Annotated in this window: 19 protein-coding genes; 3 read left to right on the top strand and 16 right to left on the bottom strand. The window is 50.6% G+C overall.

Features of this window, described 5'->3' with window-relative positions; all coding sequences use genetic code 11:
- Positions 1 to 1,494 (top strand): Rqc2 family fibronectin-binding protein (locus F8N00_RS06995; protein WP_421017968.1); only part of this gene is annotated, 1,494 nt, incomplete at its 5' end.
- Between the two features lie 63 nt (positions 1,495 to 1,557).
- Here F8N00_RS06995 and F8N00_RS06990 read toward each other — a convergent pair.
- The 4 genes from F8N00_RS06990 to F8N00_RS06975 all read right to left on the bottom strand — a co-directional run bounded on the left by F8N00_RS06990 (position 1,558) and on the right by F8N00_RS06975 (position 4,575).
- A complete protein-coding gene (locus F8N00_RS06990) occupies positions 1,558 to 2,469 on the bottom strand; it encodes an FUSC family protein (protein ID WP_023468773.1) in 912 nt (303 codons plus the stop codon).
- Positions 2,466 to 3,368 carry a DUF4097 family beta strand repeat-containing protein gene (locus tag F8N00_RS06985; protein WP_023468774.1) on the bottom strand — a complete coding sequence of 301 codons (903 nt, stop codon included), beginning with the start codon at positions 3,366 to 3,368 and terminating at the stop codon, positions 2,466 to 2,468. Before F8N00_RS06985 ends, F8N00_RS06990 begins: the two co-directional genes overlap by 4 nt.
- Positions 3,369 to 3,551: 183 nt before the next feature.
- A complete protein-coding gene (locus tag F8N00_RS06980) occupies positions 3,552 to 4,241 on the bottom strand; it encodes a metal-dependent hydrolase (protein WP_023468776.1) in 690 nt (229 codons plus the stop codon).
- Between the two features lie 19 nt (positions 4,242 to 4,260).
- Positions 4,261 to 4,575 carry a winged helix-turn-helix transcriptional regulator gene (locus F8N00_RS06975; protein ID WP_023468777.1) on the bottom strand — a complete coding sequence of 105 codons (315 nt, stop codon included), beginning with the start codon at positions 4,573 to 4,575 and terminating at the stop codon, positions 4,261 to 4,263.
- A 104-nt stretch (positions 4,576 to 4,679) separates the two neighbouring features.
- On the opposite strand from F8N00_RS06975, the gene F8N00_RS06970 reads away from it, so the two are divergent.
- On the top strand, positions 4,680 to 5,171 hold the full coding sequence (locus F8N00_RS06970) for a lactoylglutathione lyase family protein (RefSeq protein ID WP_023468778.1): 492 nt from the start codon (positions 4,680 to 4,682) through the stop codon (positions 5,169 to 5,171).
- A 2-nt stretch (positions 5,172 to 5,173) separates the two neighbouring features.
- Positions 5,174 to 6,145: a zinc-binding dehydrogenase gene (locus F8N00_RS06965; protein ID WP_023468779.1), complete on the top strand. Its 972-nt coding sequence runs from the start codon at positions 5,174 to 5,176 to the stop codon at positions 6,143 to 6,145.
- A 108-nt stretch (positions 6,146 to 6,253) separates the two neighbouring features.
- Here the strand turns inward: F8N00_RS06965 and F8N00_RS06960 are convergent, their stop codons facing one another.
- The 12 genes from F8N00_RS06960 to F8N00_RS06905 all read right to left on the bottom strand — a co-directional run bounded on the left by F8N00_RS06960 (position 6,254) and on the right by F8N00_RS06905 (position 19,773).
- Positions 6,254 to 7,063 carry a GNAT family N-acetyltransferase gene (locus F8N00_RS06960; protein ID WP_421017967.1) on the bottom strand — a complete coding sequence of 270 codons (810 nt, stop codon included), beginning with the start codon at positions 7,061 to 7,063 and terminating at the stop codon, positions 6,254 to 6,256.
- Between the two features lie 80 nt (positions 7,064 to 7,143).
- Positions 7,144 to 7,779, bottom strand: coding sequence for an orotate phosphoribosyltransferase (pyrE, locus tag F8N00_RS06955; protein ID WP_074668419.1), 636 nt, complete (start codon positions 7,777 to 7,779; stop codon positions 7,144 to 7,146).
- Positions 7,773 to 8,474, bottom strand: a complete 702-nt coding sequence (gene pyrF / locus F8N00_RS06950) for an orotidine-5'-phosphate decarboxylase (protein ID WP_035396734.1) — start codon at positions 8,472 to 8,474, stop codon at positions 7,773 to 7,775. The genes pyrE and pyrF overlap by 7 nt, the downstream gene beginning before the upstream one ends.
- Complete coding sequence (locus F8N00_RS06945; protein WP_023468783.1) at positions 8,449 to 9,381, bottom strand: dihydroorotate dehydrogenase; 933 nt, start codon at positions 9,379 to 9,381, stop codon at positions 8,449 to 8,451. The genes pyrF and F8N00_RS06945 overlap by 26 nt, the downstream gene beginning before the upstream one ends.
- Positions 9,378 to 10,109 carry an oxidoreductase gene (locus F8N00_RS06940; protein WP_023468784.1) on the bottom strand — a complete coding sequence of 244 codons (732 nt, stop codon included), beginning with the start codon at positions 10,107 to 10,109 and terminating at the stop codon, positions 9,378 to 9,380. The genes F8N00_RS06945 and F8N00_RS06940 overlap by 4 nt, the downstream gene beginning before the upstream one ends.
- Complete coding sequence (gene carB, locus F8N00_RS06935; RefSeq protein ID WP_421017966.1) at positions 10,106 to 13,315, bottom strand: carbamoyl-phosphate synthase large subunit; 3,210 nt, start codon at positions 13,313 to 13,315, stop codon at positions 10,106 to 10,108. Before carB ends, F8N00_RS06940 begins: the two co-directional genes overlap by 4 nt.
- Complete coding sequence (locus tag F8N00_RS06930; RefSeq protein ID WP_421017965.1) at positions 13,308 to 14,396, bottom strand: carbamoyl phosphate synthase small subunit; 1,089 nt, start codon at positions 14,394 to 14,396, stop codon at positions 13,308 to 13,310. Before F8N00_RS06930 ends, carB begins: the two co-directional genes overlap by 8 nt.
- A complete protein-coding gene (locus tag F8N00_RS06925) occupies positions 14,389 to 15,660 on the bottom strand; it encodes a dihydroorotase (RefSeq protein WP_421017964.1) in 1,272 nt (423 codons plus the stop codon). The genes F8N00_RS06930 and F8N00_RS06925 overlap by 8 nt, the downstream gene beginning before the upstream one ends.
- On the bottom strand, positions 15,644 to 16,579 hold the full coding sequence (locus tag F8N00_RS06920; protein WP_421017963.1) for an aspartate carbamoyltransferase catalytic subunit: 936 nt from the start codon (positions 16,577 to 16,579) through the stop codon (positions 15,644 to 15,646). The genes F8N00_RS06925 and F8N00_RS06920 overlap by 17 nt, the downstream gene beginning before the upstream one ends.
- A gap of 123 nt (positions 16,580 to 16,702) precedes the next feature.
- Positions 16,703 to 18,016 (bottom strand): uracil-xanthine permease family protein, encoded by a 1,314-nt coding sequence (locus F8N00_RS06915; protein WP_050677526.1) that lies wholly within the window; start codon positions 18,014 to 18,016, stop codon positions 16,703 to 16,705.
- 51 nt (positions 18,017 to 18,067) lie between these two features.
- Positions 18,068 to 18,598 (bottom strand): bifunctional pyr operon transcriptional regulator/uracil phosphoribosyltransferase PyrR, encoded by a 531-nt coding sequence (gene pyrR / locus F8N00_RS06910; protein WP_035396895.1) that lies wholly within the window; start codon positions 18,596 to 18,598, stop codon positions 18,068 to 18,070.
- Positions 18,599 to 18,846: 248 nt separating this feature from the next.
- The gene (locus F8N00_RS06905; protein ID WP_421017969.1) at positions 18,847 to 19,773 is read right to left on the bottom strand and encodes an RluA family pseudouridine synthase; all 927 of its coding nucleotides are present in this window, start codon (positions 19,771 to 19,773) and stop codon (positions 18,847 to 18,849) included.
- Positions 19,774 to 19,784 lie beyond the last annotated feature (11 nt).

Genomic DNA, 19,784 nt, shown 5'->3' with positions numbered 1-19,784 from the left:
GATGTGTATAAGAGACAGCTCTTCTGTATGATGCTCCGTAAACATGTCGAAGGCGGGTTCATCGAGTCAATCGAACAACTCGAACGCGACCGGATCATCGTCTTGCGCGTCCGCTCCCGGAACGAACTTGGCGATGAGGAAGCGAAAAAAATCTATATCGAATTGATGGGACGTCACTCGAACATCATTTTGACCGATGGACAAGATAAGATCCTCGATGCGATCAAACACTTACCACTCAGTCAAAACACCTTCCGGACGATCATGCCAGGGATGACATACCAGCTTCCGCCGGCACAGGATAAAGTTGATCCGCTCACAGGAGATATCGAAAAGGCGCTTCACCGGATTGACTGGAACGCTGGGAAGCTCGATCGTCAGTTACTTGGTCTCTTCAGTGGTCTGTCCCCGCAAATCGCAAAAGAAATCGTCTCGCGAGCAGGTCTAGCCAACCGGACGACTCTCGCGTCTGCCTTTCAAGAAGTCCTGAAGGAACTCGATGGTCCTTATGTGTTGCAACGGATGGATGGCGGGAAGGAACGTTTCGCCCCTATCCGCTTGACGGAAGGATCCATCATCGATGAGAAGACGTTCGAGACGAGTGGTCAAGTCCTCGACGCCTTCTTCCATCAAAAGGCGAACCGCGATCGCGTCAAACAACAAGCAGCCGATCTCGAACGGTTCATCAAAAGTGAATATGATAAAAATATTCTAAAACGCTCGAAACTCGAAAAAGATTTAGAAGCGACGTTACGGATGGATGAGTGGAAACATAAAGGGGAATTACTGACGACCTATCTGTATCAGCTCGAACGCGGGATGAAGGAAGCGACAGTCGTCGATTACTATGACCCAGACGGCGCTGAGATAACGATTTCGCTCGATCCTCGCTTTTCACCGAATGAGAACGCGCAGCGCTACTACAAACGGTACAACAAATTAAAAACCGCCAAAGTCGAAGTCGCGCGTCAGCTCGAGAAGAACCAAGCTGAGATTGCGTACTTCGAAGGCTTACTTGCGCAACTCGATGTCGCATCCCCAGAAGACATCCGGGAAATGCGCGAGGAACTCGTCGAAGAAGGTTATCTGCGCGAACGACAAAAGAAGAAAAAGAAACCGCAGCTCCCACAACTCGAAGCATACCGTTCTTCGACTGGTCTTCCATTCTTCGTAGGAAAGAACAATAAACAAAATGATTACGCGACGTTCAAGTTCGGACGCAGGTCCGATACGTGGTTACACACGAAGGATATCCCGGGATCGCACGTCATCATTCAAAGTGATGCACCGGACGAGACGACGTTGAAGGAAGCAGCGATCGTCGCGGCTTATTTCTCGAAAGCACGTGAGTCGAGCCAAGTCCCGGTCGACTTCACGGAACTACGTTATGTCAAAAAACCGAGTGGTGCAAAGCCAGGATTCGTCATCTACACGGATCAAACGACTCTTTACGTCACACCTGATCCAGATGTCGTCCAATGCTTACGTCAATGACGCTACACAAAAAAGCGCTGTTTTTCCTAAATGTTACTTAGGAGAAACAGCGCTTTTTCATCTTCACTTCATTTTTTCTAACTGTTCCCGGTAATCAAGCAAATGCCCATGGATGATATCCTTCGCTTCGCTTAATTCTTGATCGAATGAGAACATCGCCTGTTTTCGTTCGTGGGAGAAGATGACATCGTAATGATGGCTGAGTAAGAAATCAATTTCCTGACCGAGCGTCTTTTCCTGTTCTTCTGTCATCGGGATATCCCGGTGACTAGCAATGCTTTCAAGCAAGACGAGCAACTTGTCTTCAAGATCGACAAGCTCCTTCAGTCGAATGAACGCTTCACTTTGACCGCTTGCCACCAATGGATATTTTTGATCCTCTTGAAGCATCAGCATCATTTCCTCATGTTTGAGGATTTGTTTACGGACGGCAAGCAAGCGTCCATCATCTTGCACAAGGGTTCGCCAATCTTCCATCAACTGTTGCGTCGTTTTTTTGACGAGTAATAGCAAGCGGTCTTCATAATGTGGTGGGAAGACGATGTAGTTGACGAGAACGGCAGATAACACACCGACGACAGTCAGCAACGATCGTGATAAGGCATAGTGGACATAGTCGGCGGTCGGGCTCTCGAACATCAAGACGATCGCAAAGGCAGCGAACGTCGACATATCCGTTCGTCCAATCATCGAATTGAGGACGAGTGAGACGACGACGGCGAGTCCGATCGTCAGCGGATTGGCACCAAGTGTCGCAACGATGGCGAGTCCACACATTAGTCCGAGTACCGTTCCGAAAATTCGATTGAAGACGATTTTAAATGAACGATGGATTGTCGGTTGCATCGCAACGATGGCTGCGACAGCCCCCATTCCTGAATAAATATCAAATACATACCAAGAGATGCTGAGTGCAAGAGCTACCGCGATGCCAGTCTTAATCGTTCGAAGTCCAATCCGAAACTTTAATTTCACTCGAGCGTCACCTGCCCGACTTCACTATTGACTGTCACTTCCGGTTTTTCTTGTTTCGACAATTCATAAATCGTCTCATCCTTATTCTTTTGTTTCGTATATCGATCAGAGGCTTTAATATCGCCTCCCGTGTCGATCGTAATCGTACCGGCTGATTTATCTGGCTTCAATTTCGTCGCGCCGTCAATCGTCGTGACGTCAAGACTCAACTTCGCCATATAGTCTGCCAGCGAGACACTCTCGCCTGTCACCTGCGCATGTACGGCGTCCATTTCCTTGACGGAAATCGCACGTGTTGCATTCAGTGTAATCTCATCACCTTTTACTTTATCGAGACTCATCGCTTCTCCATCCATCTCGATCGTTTTTGCGTAGATGCCCATCCCTTTCAGTGTACCGGCATCGACATCAACACGGTTCATATAACTTGGTAATCCTACTTGAATCGTATAGTCTGCTGTTTTCTCGCTCGGACGATTGCCAAGTCGAGACAGCCAACCATCTCGTCCTGTCACCGTCACCGTATTCGTCGATGTACTGATTTTCAGTCGCTTCCCACTCGACGCACTATCGACGAGTTTGATTTGGACGTTTCCGTCTGTGCTTCGAACGAATTGTACCGTTGCGTGCGGCGCCTCGATGGCGAGAGATTTATAGCGATTCGTCGTCTTAAATGACTCGCCGCGCGATAACAATTCCGTTGAGACGAGCAATGTGATCGAATAGATGACGACAAGTCCGAGAATGACACCACCGTATAAGTAGATTGGCCGTTTCACTGGTCCTTTTTCTCCAATCCGGTTCAATCGTGCATCCATCTTTTGTTTTTGTTTATTTTTTAAGCGTGTGAACGACGATTGTTTTCGTTTTCGCACACTCCTACTATTATGTTCTTCCATGTCAGCCCCTCCATCTCATGTCTTCCATTATTCCGAATATCCGAATCGGCTGTCAACAGCCCCTTTCTTATCATAGAAGAAGTTCACCGTTTCACCATCGGGCGGAAGAAGGAAGGAGGTCAGAAAAACGGCAACAAAAAGGAGAGGAACCATGACGTTTCCTCTCCTTTACTTAAGAACGGATTATAATTCGAGTGACTCGCCAATCGCGAGTGGATGGCCCGTTTGACCTTGTGCTTCAATCTTTTCACAGAAGGCGTTCGCATCTTGTTTGATTAAATCAAATGTATCGTAGTGGATCGGTACGACGGCTTTCGCTTGCAACATATCTGCAGCAATCAACGCGTCGTCCGGACCCATCGTGAAGTTATCACCAATCGGTAAGAAAGCTAAATCGATTTCGTGATGGGCACCATAAAGAGCTAAATCCCCGAACAGTGCCGTATCACCTGCATGATAGATTTCCTTTCCTTCGATCGTCAGCAAGAATCCAGCCGGCATCCCCATGTACGTAATCGTCTGTTTTTCCTCATCGATGATACTTGATGAATGGAATGCCTGTGTCATCTTCACTTTACCAAACGGAAACTCAAACTGTCCGCCGAGGTTCATCGGGTGAACGTTGAGCCCTTTGAAACTCAGATACGTCGCCAGTTCATGAGTAGCAATGATTGTAGCTCCCGTCGCTTTCGCGATTCGCTCTGCATCAAGCATATGATCGGCATGCGCATGCGTCAAAAGGATGAAATCCGCTTTGACGTCATCGGGATTCGTCGTCGCTTTTTCGTTACCGCTAAAGAATGGATCGATGACGAGATGATGCCCGTTCGTCTCGATTGTTACTGTCGATTGTCCGTGATAAGTCAATTTCATGAGTGTCACTGCCTCTCTTTTAGGATTCGGATAATTGATTCCCTTCCCCCCACGCGCATAAACCTTTCATGGCCGGTTGCAGTGTAAATGCCGCCTCTGTCAATTTGTATTCGACGTGTAAGACGGCTTCATCATACTCAATCCGCTCGATCATTCCGAGTCGTTCAAGTTCTTTTAACTGATCGGTCAAGACTTTCCGAGAAATCCCGGGAATGGCACGTTGTAACTCTAAAAAACGTTTCGGACCGTTCTCTAACGTGCAATATAATTGTGGACGCCATTTTCCGCCGATGATGGCGAGCGCCCGATTGACCGGAAATTGTTCTGTCGACATGTTGTTCTCTCCTCCAGAGTAGTTACTTCAAAGTGCGTACTATGCAATCGAGTGTAGCGTAAGTTAGAGTATGCGTAAATCATTTTGCAAAAGGAGTGTTAAGCATGACGTATCCACGTAATTTTTCGCACATCGGTCTTTCCGTGCCGAATCTCGACGAAGCCGTCCGTTTTTATCAAGAGGTGATGGGCTGGTATATCATCATGGAACCGTCTGATGTCCTCGAAGATGATTCTGCCATCGGTGTCATGTGTACGGATGTCTTTGGTGCAGGGTGGAACAAGTTCCGGATTGCTCACATGGCGACAGGTGACCGCATCGGAATCGAGTTGTTCGAATTCCCGAACAATGAACAACCCGAAAACAACTTCGAATTCTGGAAAACAGGCATCTTCCATTATGCGATTCAAGATCCAGACGTCGAAGGACTCGTCGAAAAAATCGTTGCCCATGGTGGCAAACAACGGATGCCAATCCGCGAATACTATCCGGGAGACAAGCCGTATCGAATGGTCTACTGTGAGGATCCATTCGGTAACCTCGTCGAAATCTACTCTCACTCGTATGAACTCACGTATTCGGAAGGAGCGTATTAAACATGAAAGCATGGTTAAATCACTCAGGTACAGCCATTGATCAATGGACATTTGAAGAGGTCGAGACGCCGACGCCAGGAGAAGGTCAAGCTTTGATTCGCGTCAAGACCGTCGCACTGAATCCCGTCGACTATAAGGCGACTAACAATCCAGCTTGGACGTTCCCGCATATTCCAGGCGTCGATCTAGCTGGTGTCGTCGAACAAATCGGACCCGGCGCAGAAGTGAAAATCGGCGATCGCGTAGCGATTCATACGAACCTGCAACGCGATGGTGCTTTTGCTGAATATGCACTCGTCGATACACGTGCCCTCGCCCTGATTCCGGAAGACATCTCATTCGCTGAAGCCGCTGCGATTCTTTGCGCAGGCATGACGGCCTATGAAGCCATCATTCAGAAGATGAACACGACAGGAAAAGAGACGATCCTCATTCATGCTGGTGCAGGTGGTGTTGGTGGCATCGGCATTCAACTCGCAAAACGCCTTGGTCTTTCAGTCGCAACGACTGCTTCGACGGAAAACCACGAGTGGGTCAAGCGACTCGGTGCCGATCTTGCAATCGACTACAAAAAAGAAAATGTCACGGATGTCATCCGCGATTGGACGAATGGTCGCGGCGCTGACTTGATTTTTAATACGGTCGGTCGAGATGAAGCAACAGCGGATCTCGGACGTCTTGCCTTCTCGGGGCAACTTGCCTTCATCGCCGGTGGTCCCGATCAGTCGGTCGTCAAGCCGTTCACGCTCTCCCCTTCGATCCATGAAGTAGCACTCGCGGCTGCTTATGCAAGCGAAGATGACCGTGCCATCCGAAACCTCGGTCATATGGCAAGCGAGTTATTAAAACTCGTCGCAGCAAAAGAACTAGATCCACTCGTCACAGAAGAGATTCCAGCAGCGGACATCGTCAAAGGATTGCAACGTCTATCTGAACGCCATGTCCGTGGTAAAATCATCGCTACATTCAATTGATTTCTCAGTTTGACATGAAACAGCCGATCGTCCTTAGATAACAGGATGATCGGCTGTTGTTGTACATATCAATGTCTAGACATGTCCAAGAAACAAGTGGCTCGATATTCATCGATAGCGCTCTTGTTTCTTGATATGTAAGGATCGCCCGACTAACTCGAAACCGACATGCTGATAGATCTTATTCGCTGTCTGGTTCGACCAATCGGTGTAGAGCGTCACGACCGGATAAGACTTTAGTAGATGTTCAGATAGTTTGGCGACGAGATAAGAGGCATACCCATTTCCACGCAGTTCTTTCGGCGTATAGACGTAAGAAATCGTAATCCCAGTTTGCGTCGGACGCGTTGCTGCCGCCATCGCGACAAGCATATCTCCACGAAACAGTCCGAACAAGCTTCCTTGCTGGATGTGGCGCGTCATCGACTGATGGAGTTGCGTAAGCTGTCGCTCAGAAGGTCGCGTTTCAACTTCATGTAAAAATCCGGACGCAAATGCTAAGGCTTGTTGTCTTTCATCGTCCGAAATCGGTCGGAAGACGACGTTTTCCGGAACAAGCGGCATCTCGACCTCTGTCAGTGCATACATCCCTTGTTCCATATGTACCTCATACATGGAATGTGGGAGTAAAAGCGGCGCTAAGATGGCCTGTTCTCCGACGAATCCTGGACTATCCAGAATTCGCGCGAGCTTTCGGATTCCTTCTTGCGAGAACACATCACCTGCGACGATGGCTTGCTCCGGTATCGTTTGCAATATGACGAGACGATGATCGTCTTCTTGTGCCGTTGCCATCAAGAGCGGTTCATCCCCACGTTCTAATATGCCAAGAATCAACTGATGGGTATCCCGACGTTCAAGCAAAAACGGGAGGACGACCTTTTTGAACTGTTCATAATCACGATAATGCGTCACCATAGTCGACGACCTCCTTTATTTTTCTAGTGTACCAAAACATTCACTAGAAATCGTAGGTCGTCCGACGGAATCTATCGATTTTAGACATTCGCTGTAAAACGTTCGCTCCAAGCGACTGGATCTTTCGACCAATCCGCCAACTGTTTTTGCTCTTCTATAGTAATATCACCTTGTTGTTGTGCGGTTTCGAGTAACGCTTCGAACGTCAGTAATGCATCCGCTTCGATCTTTGCGTCGCGGAGATTGTTTGACAAGCGCTCCATCCCGTACGAGAAGATCGCTTGAATGCGAATGACATTTGCTCCCTTCGCTTGCAGAGCTTGCGCCGCTTCGATTGCAGACATCCCCGTCGATAATAAGTCTTCGATGACGACGACACGTTGTCCAGGTTGAATGACACCTTCGATTTGATTCCCTTTACCGTGTTTCTTGTTGCCACTACGTACGTAGACCATCGGTAATCCTAGTCGTTCCGCGACGAATGCTGCGTGTGGAATACCTGCCGTCGCAGTTCCAGCAATCACATCGACTGCAAGTCCCTTCACTTTCTCAGCGAGTGCATCTGCAATCAAGGAACGAACTTCTGGGTACGAGAGCGTCAAACGATTATCACAATAAATCGGTGAACGAAGTCCACTTGCCCATGTGTATGGATCGTTTGGCGATAAGGTGACGGCTTCAATACGGAGTAACGCACTAGCGATTGGATTTACCATGAGAATTGCCCCTTCCATTGTTCAAGTAACATCAGATAGACCTGTTCTGGATGTTCTGCACGCGTAATCGGACGACCGATCACTAAATCCGTCGCTCCATTTTGACGAGCGTCAAGAACGGTCGCGACCCGCTTTTGATCATCCGCTTGACTGTTCGTCGGACGAATGCCGGGTGTGACGAATCGAAAATCTGTCCGACAAGCTGAAACTAGTTCCGGAAGATCGAGTGCTGAACAGACGATACCATCTAGTCCTGCTGCTTCTGCGAGTTGCGCATATTCACGAACGACTGCCGGCATCACTCCTTCAATCTTTAAATCGCGTAACATCGCTTCATCCGTCGATGTCAACTGAGTCACGCCAATCAGTTGTGTCTCAGCGTTCGTCTCACGCAGTCCTTCCCGGGCTGCGATCATCATCTCTTTCCCACCAGCAACATGGACGTTCGTCAGTTCGACGTCTAATTGTCCGATGATACGCATCGTCCGACGTGCCGTTTCTGGAATGTCGTGGACTTTGACATCGAGGAACACCGCATGTCCGCGCTCGACGAGTTTTCGGACGAAGGTTCCGCCTGCTGCATAAAACAATTCCATCCCGACTTTCACAGCTGGTCTTGTCGCTTCGAACCGTTCGAGAAACGAAAAGACTTCTGCTTCGGTCGGAAAATCAAGCGCGATGTAAAGTTGATTCATATGCTTTCCCCCTGATGTCTAAAATATGATCAATACCAAGTTCGTCCATGCGTTCCGGTAACTGCTGAATCAATTCTTGACAGATGTATGGATTGACGAAGTTTGCGGTACCGACGGCAACAGCCGAAGCTCCAGCGTAAATCATTTCGAGGACATCATCGACCTCCATCACGCCACCCATGCCAATGATCGGGATCGAAACGGCTTGCGCGACATCATGAATCATCCGAATCGCAACCGGTTTGATCGATGGACCGGATAATCCACCAATCCGATTGGCAAGGATCGGCTGCCCCGTCCGGACATCGATTCGCATCCCAACGAGTGTATTGATCATCGTCAGACCATCTGCACCAGCTGCTTCGACGGCACGTGCCATCTCAACGATCGAGGTGACATTCGGTGATAGTTTGACGTAGACTGGTTTAGTCGAGACCCGCTTGACACGTCGTGTCAATTCAGCAGCAAGCGACGGATCCGTTCCGAATTGAATTCCACCCGATTTGACGTTCGGACAAGAAATATTTAATTCCAGTGCATGAATGCCAGGATGCTGACTCATTTTCTCTGCGACGAGCTCATATTCTTCCGGTGTCGAACCCGCGACATTGGCGATGATCGCCGTATCGAACGTCTCGAGGAAAGGCATCTTATTCGTTAGGATGCCATCGACACCCGGGTTTTGGAGACCGATTGCATTCAACATCCCCATCCCACTCTCTGCGACACGCGGCGTCGGGTTTCCGTAGCGTTCTTCACCCGTCGCTGCTTTAATCATGATCGCCCCAAGCTCTGATAAATCATACAACTTCGCATATTCCTCACCGAACCCAAAACATCCGGATGCCGGCATGATCGGATTTTTTAAAGAGAGTCCCGGCAACTCGACACGCAATCGTTCCGTCATAGTACGACCTCCTCTGCCCGAAAGACTGGACCATCGGAACACGTCTTGACGTACCCGCCCGTCGGTGTTTGACAGACACAGGCAAAGCATGCTCCGATCCCGCACCCCATTCGGTTTTCGATCGACAGATACTTATGTTCAATCGGTTGTTGCTGTAGTGACTTCAGCATCGGTTCCGGTCCGCAGGCGAGTAGGACATCGTAGCTTTCCGGATGTAAGGCAGCCGTGACGAATCCTGCTATACCATGCGTCCCATCGACGGTCGTGACCGTCGTCTTACCGAGCGCTTGGAATTCCGCTTCGTAAAAAACACTTGTTGCCGTATCGAATCCTAGAATCGCTTCACATGTCACACCCCGGGCGACAAGTTGGCGCATCGTCTCATACAGCGGTGGTACACCGATCCCCCCACCAACGAGGACGACGCGTTGAGTTGGATGGATAGCAGCAATCGGAAACCCGTTTCCAAGCGGTCCGAGGGCATCGATCGTATCATCCGGACGCAAAGAAGCCAGTTCTGCTGTTCCTTGTCCGATTTCTTTAAAGAGAAACGTGATCAAATCATGGTCGACCCGGGCAATCGAGATCGGTCGGCGTAAGAGTGGCCCGACGCGAAGATGCATGAATCGCCCTGGCGCGATGACCTGAGGTTGCTCAAGGCGACAGACGAGTTCTGTCGCACCTTGAGCTACCGTTCGTCGAGAGACGACCGTCAAGAGTTGCTTCATTGGATCACCACTTTCTTTTCATGTGTGAAGGCTTGGATCGCACTGGCTTCAAATGAGCGACTTTCGATGACACGTAGAATTGCTTCCGCCGTATCGAGTGATGTCAGACAGACGACTTGATTCTCGGCTGCTGCCCGGCGAATGATGAAGCCATCTTTCGTGACTTGCGAGTCCCGACTCATCGTATTGATGACGTATTCGATTTCCCCTTTTTCAATCACGTCGAGCATCGATTCGGAAGACGAGTCGATTTTGCCGACCGTCTGGACCGGTAATCCTTGCTCCGTCAAGTACGCTGCCGTTCCTTCCGTTGCAAGTAACGTGAATCCAAGTGAGGCAAAGCGTCGTGCGAGATCCGTCATTTCTGCTTTATCTGGATCTGCGACTGTCAAGAGGACACGACCGTGCTCTGGAATCGCCATCCCTGATGCGAGCAACCCTTTATAGAGCGCTTTTTCGAGTGTCCGGTCCGTTCCAATGACTTCACCGGTTGATTTCATTTCCGGTCCGAGTGTCGGATCAACTTCTTTAAGCTTCGCAAATGAGAAGACTGGTACTTTGACCGAGACGAGTGGTTCTTCCGGTAGAACACCACTTGTTAACCCATATGAAGCAAGTGTCTCACCGAGAATGATGTCCGTTGCGAGCCGTGCGACCGGAAGTCCCGTCACTTTCGAGATGAATGGCACCGTCCGGCTAGCACGCGGATTGACTTCAAGGACATAGAGGGCGCCGTCCGCGTAGACGAACTGGATGTTGAGTAATCCTTTGATGCCGAATGCTTTTGCAATCCGTGTCGTGTAGTCGACGATCCGGTCCTTGATGTCTTGGGAGACCCGTTGTGGCGGATAGACACCAATCGAGTCACCCGAGTGAACACCGGCACGTTCGATATGCTCCATGATGCCTGGAATGACGACATCCGTTCCGTCGCAGATCGCGTCGACTTCGAGTTCGATTCCTGTCAGGTAGCGATCTACGAGGACTGGTCGTTCCGGTGAGGCGATGACCGCGTGTTTCATGTAATGTTCCAGTTCTTCTTGAGCATAAACGATTTCCATTGCCCGACCGCCGAGGACGTACGATGGACGAACGAGAACCGGGTAACCGAGTGACGCTGCTGCCGTGACCGCCTCTTCGACTGTCACGGCCGTTTTACCTGGTGGCTGTGGAATGTCGAGCGCCGTCAATGCTGCTTCGAACTGTTTCCGGTCCTCAGCCCGGTCGAGATCCTCAAGCGATGTCCCGAGGATTTTTACACCTTCTGCTGCTAATGACTCGGCTAAGTTGATCGCTGTCTGTCCACCGAACTGGACGATGACACCGAGTGGACGTTCGTTTCGGATGACTTCCAGTACATCCTCCGTCGTCAGTGGTTCAAAGTAGAGCCGATCGGAAATCGAGAAGTCGGTCGACACCGTTTCTGGATTGTTGTTGACGATGATTGCTTCGTAGCCGGCTTGTCGAATCGCTTGAATCGAATGGACTGTCGCGTAATCGAACTCGACTCCTTGACCAATCCGGATCGGTCCCGATCCTAGGACGAGAATCGAAGAACGGTTCGTCGCGATTGCTTCATTTTCGCGTTCGTATGTTCCGTAGTAGTACGGCGTGTCGGACGCGAACTCTGCCGCACACGTATCGACCATCTTATAGACCGGGTGAATCGCTTGTGCTTCACGCATCCGGCGAATTTCCGTTTCCGTTTGTCCGGTGATCCGGGCGAGCATCGGGTCACTGAATCCAAAGCGTTTCACATGCAGGAGTAGTTCAGGTGTCAAACCAGTTGCGACTGATTGCTCGAGCTGCCAAATATGGTGCAACTTTTCAAGGAACAGGCGATCAATCGCTGTCCAGTCATGAATCTGTTCGACGCTGTAACCGCGGACGAAGCCCGCGTACAAGGCGAAGAGTCGATCGTCCGTCGCTTGGCGAATCGCTTGTTGTAACGCATCATCTGCCATTTCGATGAAGCGTGGCATATACAGATCCGCTGTACCGATTTCAAGCGAACGGACCGCTTTCAGTAATGCCTCTTCCATCGTCCGTCCCATTGCCATGACCTCACCAGTTGCTTTCATCTGTGTGCCGAGTGTCCGGTCCGCCGTTTCGAATTTATCGAACGGCCAGCGCGGAATCTTGGCGACGACGTAATCGAGTGCCGGTTCGAACGAAGCAAAACTTGTCTCGGTGATCGGGTTCTTTAATTCGGACAAGGCATACCCGACGGCAATTTTCGCAGCCAGTTTTGCGATTGGGTAACCCGTTGCTTTTGACGCGAGTGCAGACGAGCGTGAGACACGTGGGTTGACTTCGATGACATAGTAGTCGAAGCTCGTCGGATCCAGTGCGAACTGGATGTTACATCCGCCCTCGATTCCAAGTGCACGAATGATATCGAGCGAGACGTTTCGCAACAATTGATAATCGCGATCCGATAGCGTTTGCGTCGGAGCGAAGACGATCGAGTCTCCGGTATGAACGCCGACGGGATCGAAGTTTTCCATCGCACAGACGATGATCGCTTGGTTCGTCGCATCGCGCATGACTTCGAACTCGACTTCCTTCATCCCGGCAATTGATTTTTCAAGAAGTACCTGTGTTGCCGGACTTGCCTTGAGTCCCCCTTCGACGATTCGCGTGAACTCTTCTGGTGTGTTGGCGATTCCGCCGCCCGTTCCCCCAAGCGTATACGCCGGACGGATGATGATCGGTAGACCGATCTGTTGCCGGAATTGTTGTGCCTCTTCGAGCGTATGCACGATTTCACTGTCCGGCACACCATGCCCGCGTTTAAACATCAGTTGACGGAACAAATCACGATCTTCTGCCTCTTCGATTGCTGACAATTTCGTACCGAGTAACTCGACACCATACTCAGCAAGGACACCGAGACGGTCCAGTTCGACAGCCAAGTTCAGACCCGTTTGACCTCCGAGTGTCGCAAGCAAAGCATCCGGACGTTCCTTGCGGATGATCCGTGAGACGAACTCTGCTTGGAGGGGCTCGATGTAGACACGATCAGCGACCGTTGGATCCGTCATGATCGTTGCTGGGTTCGAGTTGACGAGGATGACTTCATATCCTTCTTCCTTCAAGGCTTGACACGCTTGTGTTCCAGCGTAGTCGAATTCAGCTGCTTGTCCGATCACGATAGGACCGGACCCGATAACGAGAATTTTCTGGATATCTTGACGTTTAGGCATGAGAGACCTCCTGTTGTTTCGTGATTTCTTCTAAAAACTGTTGGAATAGACCGTTCGCATCCATCGGACCAGGTGATGCTTCCGGATGGTACTGGACGGAGAAGACCGCTGCTGTCGTATGACGGATTCCTTCGACCGTTCCGTCGTTGATCGCAAGATGCGTCACTTCAAGCACGGTATCGCGTAATGACTGTTCGTCAACGGCATACCCGTGGTTTTGCGACGTGATATCGACGCGACCTGTCCGGATATCTTGGACTGGATGATTCGCCCCTCGGTGACCGAATGGGAGCTTGAACGTATCCGCCCCGTGCGCTAGTGCAATCAACTGATGACCGAGACAGATGCCGAAGATGACGACTTTTCCCGTCAATTCTTGAATCATCGGAATCGCCGTTGGGACGTCCTTTGGATTCCCTGGTCCGTTCGATAGCATTACACCGTCCGGACGATAGCGTAAGACTTCCGTTGCATTGACATCGTAGGGCACGACGACGACTTCACAGCCGCGTTTGACGAGTTCGCGGACGATTCCGAGCTTCGCACCGAAATCGACGAGAACGATCCGCGGTCCAGCACCTGGAATGATGTACGCTCGTTCCGTTGAGGCCCGCTTGACTTGATCCGTCTCGATAGGTGCGTTTTGAAGGTGAACCAGTTCTGCTGCTAAATCGAACTCACCGTCAACGAGTCGTCCACGCATGACACCTTTCGAACGGATATGCCGTGTCAGTTGACGTGTATCGATTCCACTTAATCCTGGAATATCAAGATCTTGAAGTGCTGCATCGAGCGACATCTCACTCCGGAAATTCGACGGCGTCTGACAATGTTCACGTACGATCAGTGCTTTAGCGAGCGGACGCGTCGTCTCATAATCTTCTCGGTTAATCCCGTAGTTTCCGATTAACGGGTTCGTCAACACGATCATCTGATCGCAGTAAGATGGATCCGATAACATTTCTTGATACCCTGTCATTCCGGTCTGGAAGACGACCTCTCCTGTTGTTGTCGTATCTGAGCCAAATGCCGTTCCTTCAAACGTCATCCCATCTTCTAGTATCAGTGTCCGTTTACGCATGTGCTGTGTCCTCCTTGAATACGATTTCTCCCTTGACGAGCGTCATGACCGGGAATCCTTTTAACCGTTCTCCTGCGAACGGTGTGTTCTTACCTTTTGAGCGGAATCGTTCCGGTGATACGATACGCTCCATTTCTAGATCAAGCAAAACCAGATCTGCTTCCCCCCCCACTTCGAGTCTCCCGTAAGGAAGTTCAAAGATGGCTGCTGCCTTGTCCGTCAAATTCCGGATCAGTGTCTCAAGTGTCATCTCTCCTTCAGCAACAAGCTTCGTATAGAGGAGTGGGAAGGCCGTCTCGAACCCTGTGATGCCGAACGGGGCACGTTCGATACCGAGTGCCTTTTCTTCTGCCGCATGGGGAGCGTGATCGGTCGCGATGCAATCAATCGTTCCGTCCGCTAGCCCCTCGAGCAATGCTTGGCGATCTGCTTCACTCCGTAAGGGAGGATTCATTTTAAAGTTCGGATCCTGATTCGGTATGTCTTCATCGATCAATACCAGATGGTGCGGTGTGACTTCTGCCGTCACCCGGATCCCTGCTCGTTTCGCGTCACGGATGACACGGACCGATTCCTTCGTCGAGACATGACAGACGTGATAATGACAGCCGGTCTCTTCTGCAATCAGGACATCACGTGCGATGTGGATGCTCTCAGCAAGCGACGGAATACCTTGTAGTCCTTCCCGTCGACTGTAGTTCCCCTCGTGCACACATCCTGCTTTTAACGAATCATCTTCGCAGTGAGCAACGATCGTTTTCCCGAGCCGTGCCGCCTGTTGCATCGCTGTCCGCATGACTGCTGCCGTCTGGACGCCGACACCATCATCCGTAAAGGCGACAGCATCTGTTAATTGGTCGAACGCGACGAGTTCTTGTCCGAGTTGATTTTTTGAAATCGCCGCGTAAGGCAAAACCCGAACGGACGCTGTCTCTTCAATCTTTTGGAACAACGCATCAAGTGTTTGACGATCGTCTGGTACGGGGCGCGTGTTCGGCATCGGACAAATCGTCGTGAATCCACCCGCTGCCGCCGCTGCCGTGCCGGTCGCAATCGTCTCCTTATGTTCGCCACCCGGTTCCCGCAGGTGGACATGGATGTCAACGAATCCTGGTGCGACGAATAAGCCGGACGCATCAATGACCGTTTCATTCGCTTGCGGTGTTGCTGCTAAATCCGTGATTTTCCCGGCTTCAATCCGAATATCTCCCGTTCGAACTTGTCCCGCCTCGTACCATCTCGCATTCTCAATTCGTGTTGTCATCTGCATCGTCTCCTTTGATTGATTTCGTTGAAAAGCACCATTCCAGAATCGCCATCCGTGCAAAGACACCGTTTTTCATCTGTTCAAAAATCCGCGATCGCGGATGTTCGACCAGTTCGTCGGCAATCTCGACTCCCCGATTGACCGGTGCCGGATGAAGCACGATCGCGGAATGCTTCAGACGGTTCATCCGCTCATCTGTCAATCCGTGCGTTGTGTGGTAGACTGCTGGATCAAATCGCGTCGTCCCGTCATGCCGTTCGTGCTGGACACGCAGTAACATCAAGATGTCGCACTGCTCGACGGCTTCATCCATCGGAAGATACGGTATGCCCATCGCAGGGTCGTACCACTCAATAGGTCCTGATCCATAGACGATGGCACCGAGTCGTTTTAAGATGTCAGCGTTCGATCGGGCGACGCGACTATGTTGTAAGTCCCCACAGATGACGACGACTTTTCCTTCGACCGTTCCATACGTTTCGACCATCGTCATCAAATCGAGTAAGGACTGAGACGGATGTTGACCGCTCCCATCTCCCGCATTGATGATCGGAATATTGAGCGTCTGCATCAGTTCTTCGTAATATCCGGTTGCTCCGTGACGAATGACCAAAGCATCTGCGCCGATTGCTTCGAGTGTCTTGCATGTATCGCGTAACGTTTCTCCTTTTTGCACAGAGGAAGTCGCCGTTTCGAACGGCAGTAGATGCATATTCAGACGATGCTCTGCCATCTCAAAGGAAGAGCGTGTCCGCGTCGAGTTTTCAAAGAACAGATTGACGAGTGTCTTACCGGAAAAATCTGGTGTTGGCTCGCCTCGTTTAAAAGCGAGACTGCGTTCAATCAAAGAATTGATTTCTGTCGTGGATAAACTTTCTAGGTTGACGAAATGCCGGGTTTTTAGGATCGTCTTCATATCATTCACTCCTCTTCAGGTCATGAAAAAGGCGCACCTTCTAAGTGAAGGTGCGCCGAAAGAAGGCAGAGTGATTCCCTGCATCTTTTCATGGCCTTCACTTTATCGTTCTCTCGGAACGTCTTAAAAGTTGTTAGCTACCGATTGAGTTGTAGAGGTTTCTGTTGTTTCTTCGACCTGCTCTGTCGTTTTCGGAAGAACTAGATTCAGGATGATTCCAAGAATCGTCGCTAGTGCCATTCCTTCGAGAGAGAAGTTGCCGATTTTAAGCGCCGCGCCTCCGATACCTGTGACGAGAATGACGGCTGTAATCGTCAGATTTCGTTTATCGGCAAGATCGATCTTACTTTCCGTCAGCGTCCGGAGACCATTCGACGCGATGACTCCGAACAAGAGGATACTGATTCCACCCATGACCGGTGTCGGAATCGTCTTGATGAACCCTTCGACATATCCGAGGAATCCGAAGCTGATCGCAAGAACCGCCGCGCCACCGAGGACATAGACACTGTAGACACGTGTGATCGACATGACACCGTTGTTCTCACCATACGTCGTAACCGGTGGTCCGCCAAGCATCGACGCGACTGTCTTCGCGATCCCGTCACCCAGTACGGTCCGATGCATCCCTGGATCGAGGAGCGTCTCGCGCCCGATGATCCGTGATGTCACTTTTTGTTCGCCGATGTGCTCCGTCAGTGTGACGAGCGTCACAGGAACAATCAGAAGCAAGGCGGCTGTATTCCACGATGGTGTGTAATTCAAGAACGGAATCGTGAAGTCCGGCACGTGGAAGAACGTGGCTTGTTGGAGTGGTGTGAAGTCAATGATTCCGACCGATGCCGCAACGAGATAACCAACTGTGATCCCGAACAAAATCGGAATCGTACTCCACATTCCTTTTAAGTACGTCATCGCAAGGAGTGTGACGCCGAGTGTGACCATCGCAACGAGGAAGTACAGTCCGTTGTACTTACCATCCGCTCCGTTCATCGCCATGTTGACAGCGGTCGGGGCGAGCGATAGACCGATGACCATGATGACCGGTCCGATGACGACCGGCGGGAGTAAGCGAAGCAACCAAGCAGCTCCCGTGTAGCGGATGAGGAGTGAGACGAGTCCGTAGACGAGTCCAGCGACCATTCCGCCGATTAAGGCATCCTCGACACCCCACCGCTCACTGACGGCGATGATTGGGGCGATGTAGGCAAAACTCGAACCAAGATATGTGGGTACTTTGAAGCGGGTGACGGCGAGGAAAATCAGTGTGCCGACTCCGCTTGCGACGAGCGCGACCGATGTGTTGAGTCCCGTTAAGAGCGGGACGAGCACGGTCGCACCAAACATCGCGAAGACGTGTTGTAAGCTGAGCATCAGCCAGTTTAGAGGGTGAGTAGGTACTTCTTGTACATCAAGTACTGCGGCATGTTTTGCCATATAGATGACTCCCTTTCTGGTCTCTCTGGACCACCTTAAAGGTTTTGAATTTTAGCGTTTAATGAATACTTGATCGGCTTCATCGACTTCGGCGAGCGCGACGACGACTTGTTCCTCGCGGGATGTCGGGACGTTCTTACCGATGAAATCTGGTCGAATCGGTAACTCCCGATGTCCGCGGTCAACGAGGACAGCAAGTTGAATCATACTCGGTCTTCCGTGATCGACGAGCGCATCCATCGCGGCGCGAACGGTGCGTCCTGTGTAGAGGACGTCGTCAACGAGGACGACGATTTTCCCGGTGATGTCTTCCGGTAGATCAGAACCTTTGATTTCTGGTTCTAAACTTCGTTTCGACAAGTCATCCCGGTACATCGAGATGTCGACGACACCGAGTAAGACTGGTTTTCCTTCGATTTGTTCGATGCGCTTCGCAAGTCGGCGAGCGAGTGTCTCGCCTCGCGTCTTGATTCCGACGATCATCAAATCATGAATTCCTTTGTTACGTTCGATGATTTCATGGGCGATCCGTGTCAGTGCACGTCCGATCGCGGCTTCATCTAAGATGACGGCTGGTTTCATGGTTTCTCCTTTCATACAAAAGACCTTCTGCGGAAATCCGCAGAAGGTCATCGAAGACAGAATCATGGCATACGTGTTGTATGCATGCCTACGCACGATCGTGGTAGGTTCTCCCTTTCGCAGCCTCTCCGGACTCGATTAAAGGTGATACTAGTTAGGTAGGATCGTCACTCGGACGACCGAAGTGTCAGTAGAGGATGTCTCGCATCGCTCTCTAGGTGATACTCTACCGTTTTATTAGAAAAACGTCAAGACTCTAATTCAAGTTTTTTCAATTGACCGATTTCAAATGTCATCTCTTCTGGGAGCGGTGCTTCAAAGCGCATCCACTCACCTGTGCGTGGATGTTCGAAACCGAGAACCGCAGCATGCAAGGCTTGACCGTTCATTTTCATCGTCTTACGTGGACCATATTTCGGGTCACCCGCAAGCGGGAAACCGATATAACGCATATGGACACGGATTTGGTGCGTCCGTCCTGTTTCAAGTTTACATTCAACGACCGTAAAGCCTTCGTACCGATCGAGAACACGGAAATGGGTCACGGCAGACTTTGAATTCTTATCCGTTACCGTCATTCGTTGACGGTCGTTCTTATCGCGTCCGATTGGGGCTTCGATCGTTCCGAGTTCGTGCGGGATTTCACCGTGCACGAGCGCGATGTAGAGACGTTCCGTCGTCTTCTCTTTCAATTGATGCGCCAGTGACTCATGCGCTAAGTCGTTCTTAGCGACCATCAACAGACCTGACGTATCCTTATCGATCCGGTGAACGATTCCTGGACGTTTGACGCCATTGATGCCTGAGAGATCTTGACAGTGGTGTAATAAGGCGTTGACGAGCGTTCCTGAGACATGACCTGCCGCCGGGTGGACGACCATCCCTTTTGGTTTGTTGACGACGATGACGTCCGAGTCCTCATACACGACTTCAAGTGGGATGTCTTCCGGTAAGATCTCGAGCTCCACCGCTTCCGGGATATGAACGACAATCGATTCCGTTCCCGATAATTTATAGTTCGGTTTGACGACACGACCATCGACTTCGACACGTCCCGCTTTCAACCATTCCTGTACTTGCGAACGCGACCAATCGTTTTGTTCTGCGAGCCATTTATCAATGCGCCCTGTCGCTCCATCCGCTTGTACGGACCATGTTCTGTCTCTTATACACATCTCCGAGCCCA

Source organism: Exiguobacterium sp. A1_3_1 (assembly GCF_048985645.1).
In the GTDB taxonomy this organism is placed as follows: Bacteria; Bacillota; Bacilli; order Exiguobacteriales; family Exiguobacteriaceae; genus Exiguobacterium_A; species Exiguobacterium_A indicum.
The sequence above is the reverse complement of the archived record's forward strand: the minus strand, read 5'-3'. Positions and strand labels throughout refer to the sequence as shown.

What these genes read in the sequence shown, in the direction of transcription:
- F8N00_RS06985 (WP_023468774.1), bottom strand. Translation starts at nt 3,368, where the DNA reads ATGGAAGAACATAATAGTAGGAGTGTGCGAAAACGAAAACAATCGTCG.
- F8N00_RS06980 (WP_023468776.1), bottom strand. Translation starts at nt 4,241, where the DNA reads ATGAAATTGACTTATCACGGACAATCGACAGTAACAATCGAGACGAAC.
- F8N00_RS06975 (WP_023468777.1), bottom strand. Translation starts at nt 4,575, where the DNA reads ATGTCGACAGAACAATTTCCGGTCAATCGGGCGCTCGCCATCATCGGC.
- F8N00_RS06970 (WP_023468778.1), top strand. Translation starts at nt 4,680, where the DNA reads ATGACGTATCCACGTAATTTTTCGCACATCGGTCTTTCCGTGCCGAAT.
- F8N00_RS06965 (WP_023468779.1), top strand. Translation starts at nt 5,174, where the DNA reads ATGAAAGCATGGTTAAATCACTCAGGTACAGCCATTGATCAATGGACA.
- F8N00_RS06960 (WP_421017967.1), bottom strand. Translation starts at nt 7,063, where the DNA reads ATGGTGACGCATTATCGTGATTATGAACAGTTCAAAAAGGTCGTCCTC.
- pyrE (WP_074668419.1), bottom strand. Translation starts at nt 7,779, where the DNA reads ATGGTAAATCCAATCGCTAGTGCGTTACTCCGTATTGAAGCCGTCACC.
- pyrF (WP_035396734.1), bottom strand. Translation starts at nt 8,474, where the DNA reads ATGAATCAACTTTACATCGCGCTTGATTTTCCGACCGAAGCAGAAGTC.
- F8N00_RS06945 (WP_023468783.1), bottom strand. Translation starts at nt 9,381, where the DNA reads ATGACGGAACGATTGCGTGTCGAGTTGCCGGGACTCTCTTTAAAAAAT.
- F8N00_RS06940 (WP_023468784.1), bottom strand. Translation starts at nt 10,109, where the DNA reads ATGAAGCAACTCTTGACGGTCGTCTCTCGACGAACGGTAGCTCAAGGT.
- carB (WP_421017966.1), bottom strand. Translation starts at nt 13,315, where the DNA reads ATGCCTAAACGTCAAGATATCCAGAAAATTCTCGTTATCGGGTCCGGT.
- F8N00_RS06930 (WP_421017965.1), bottom strand. Translation starts at nt 14,396, where the DNA reads ATGCGTAAACGGACACTGATACTAGAAGATGGGATGACGTTTGAAGGA.
- F8N00_RS06925 (WP_421017964.1), bottom strand. Translation starts at nt 15,660, where the DNA reads ATGACAACACGAATTGAGAATGCGAGATGGTACGAGGCGGGACAAGTT.
- F8N00_RS06920 (WP_421017963.1), bottom strand. Translation starts at nt 16,579, where the DNA reads ATGAAGACGATCCTAAAAACCCGGCATTTCGTCAACCTAGAAAGTTTA.
- F8N00_RS06915 (WP_050677526.1), bottom strand. Translation starts at nt 18,016, where the DNA reads ATGGCAAAACATGCCGCAGTACTTGATGTACAAGAAGTACCTACTCAC.
- pyrR (WP_035396895.1), bottom strand. Translation starts at nt 18,598, where the DNA reads ATGAAACCAGCCGTCATCTTAGATGAAGCCGCGATCGGACGTGCACTG.
- F8N00_RS06905 (WP_421017969.1), bottom strand. Translation starts at nt 19,773, where the DNA reads ATGTGTATAAGAGACAGAACATGGTCCGTACAAGCGGATGGAGCGACA.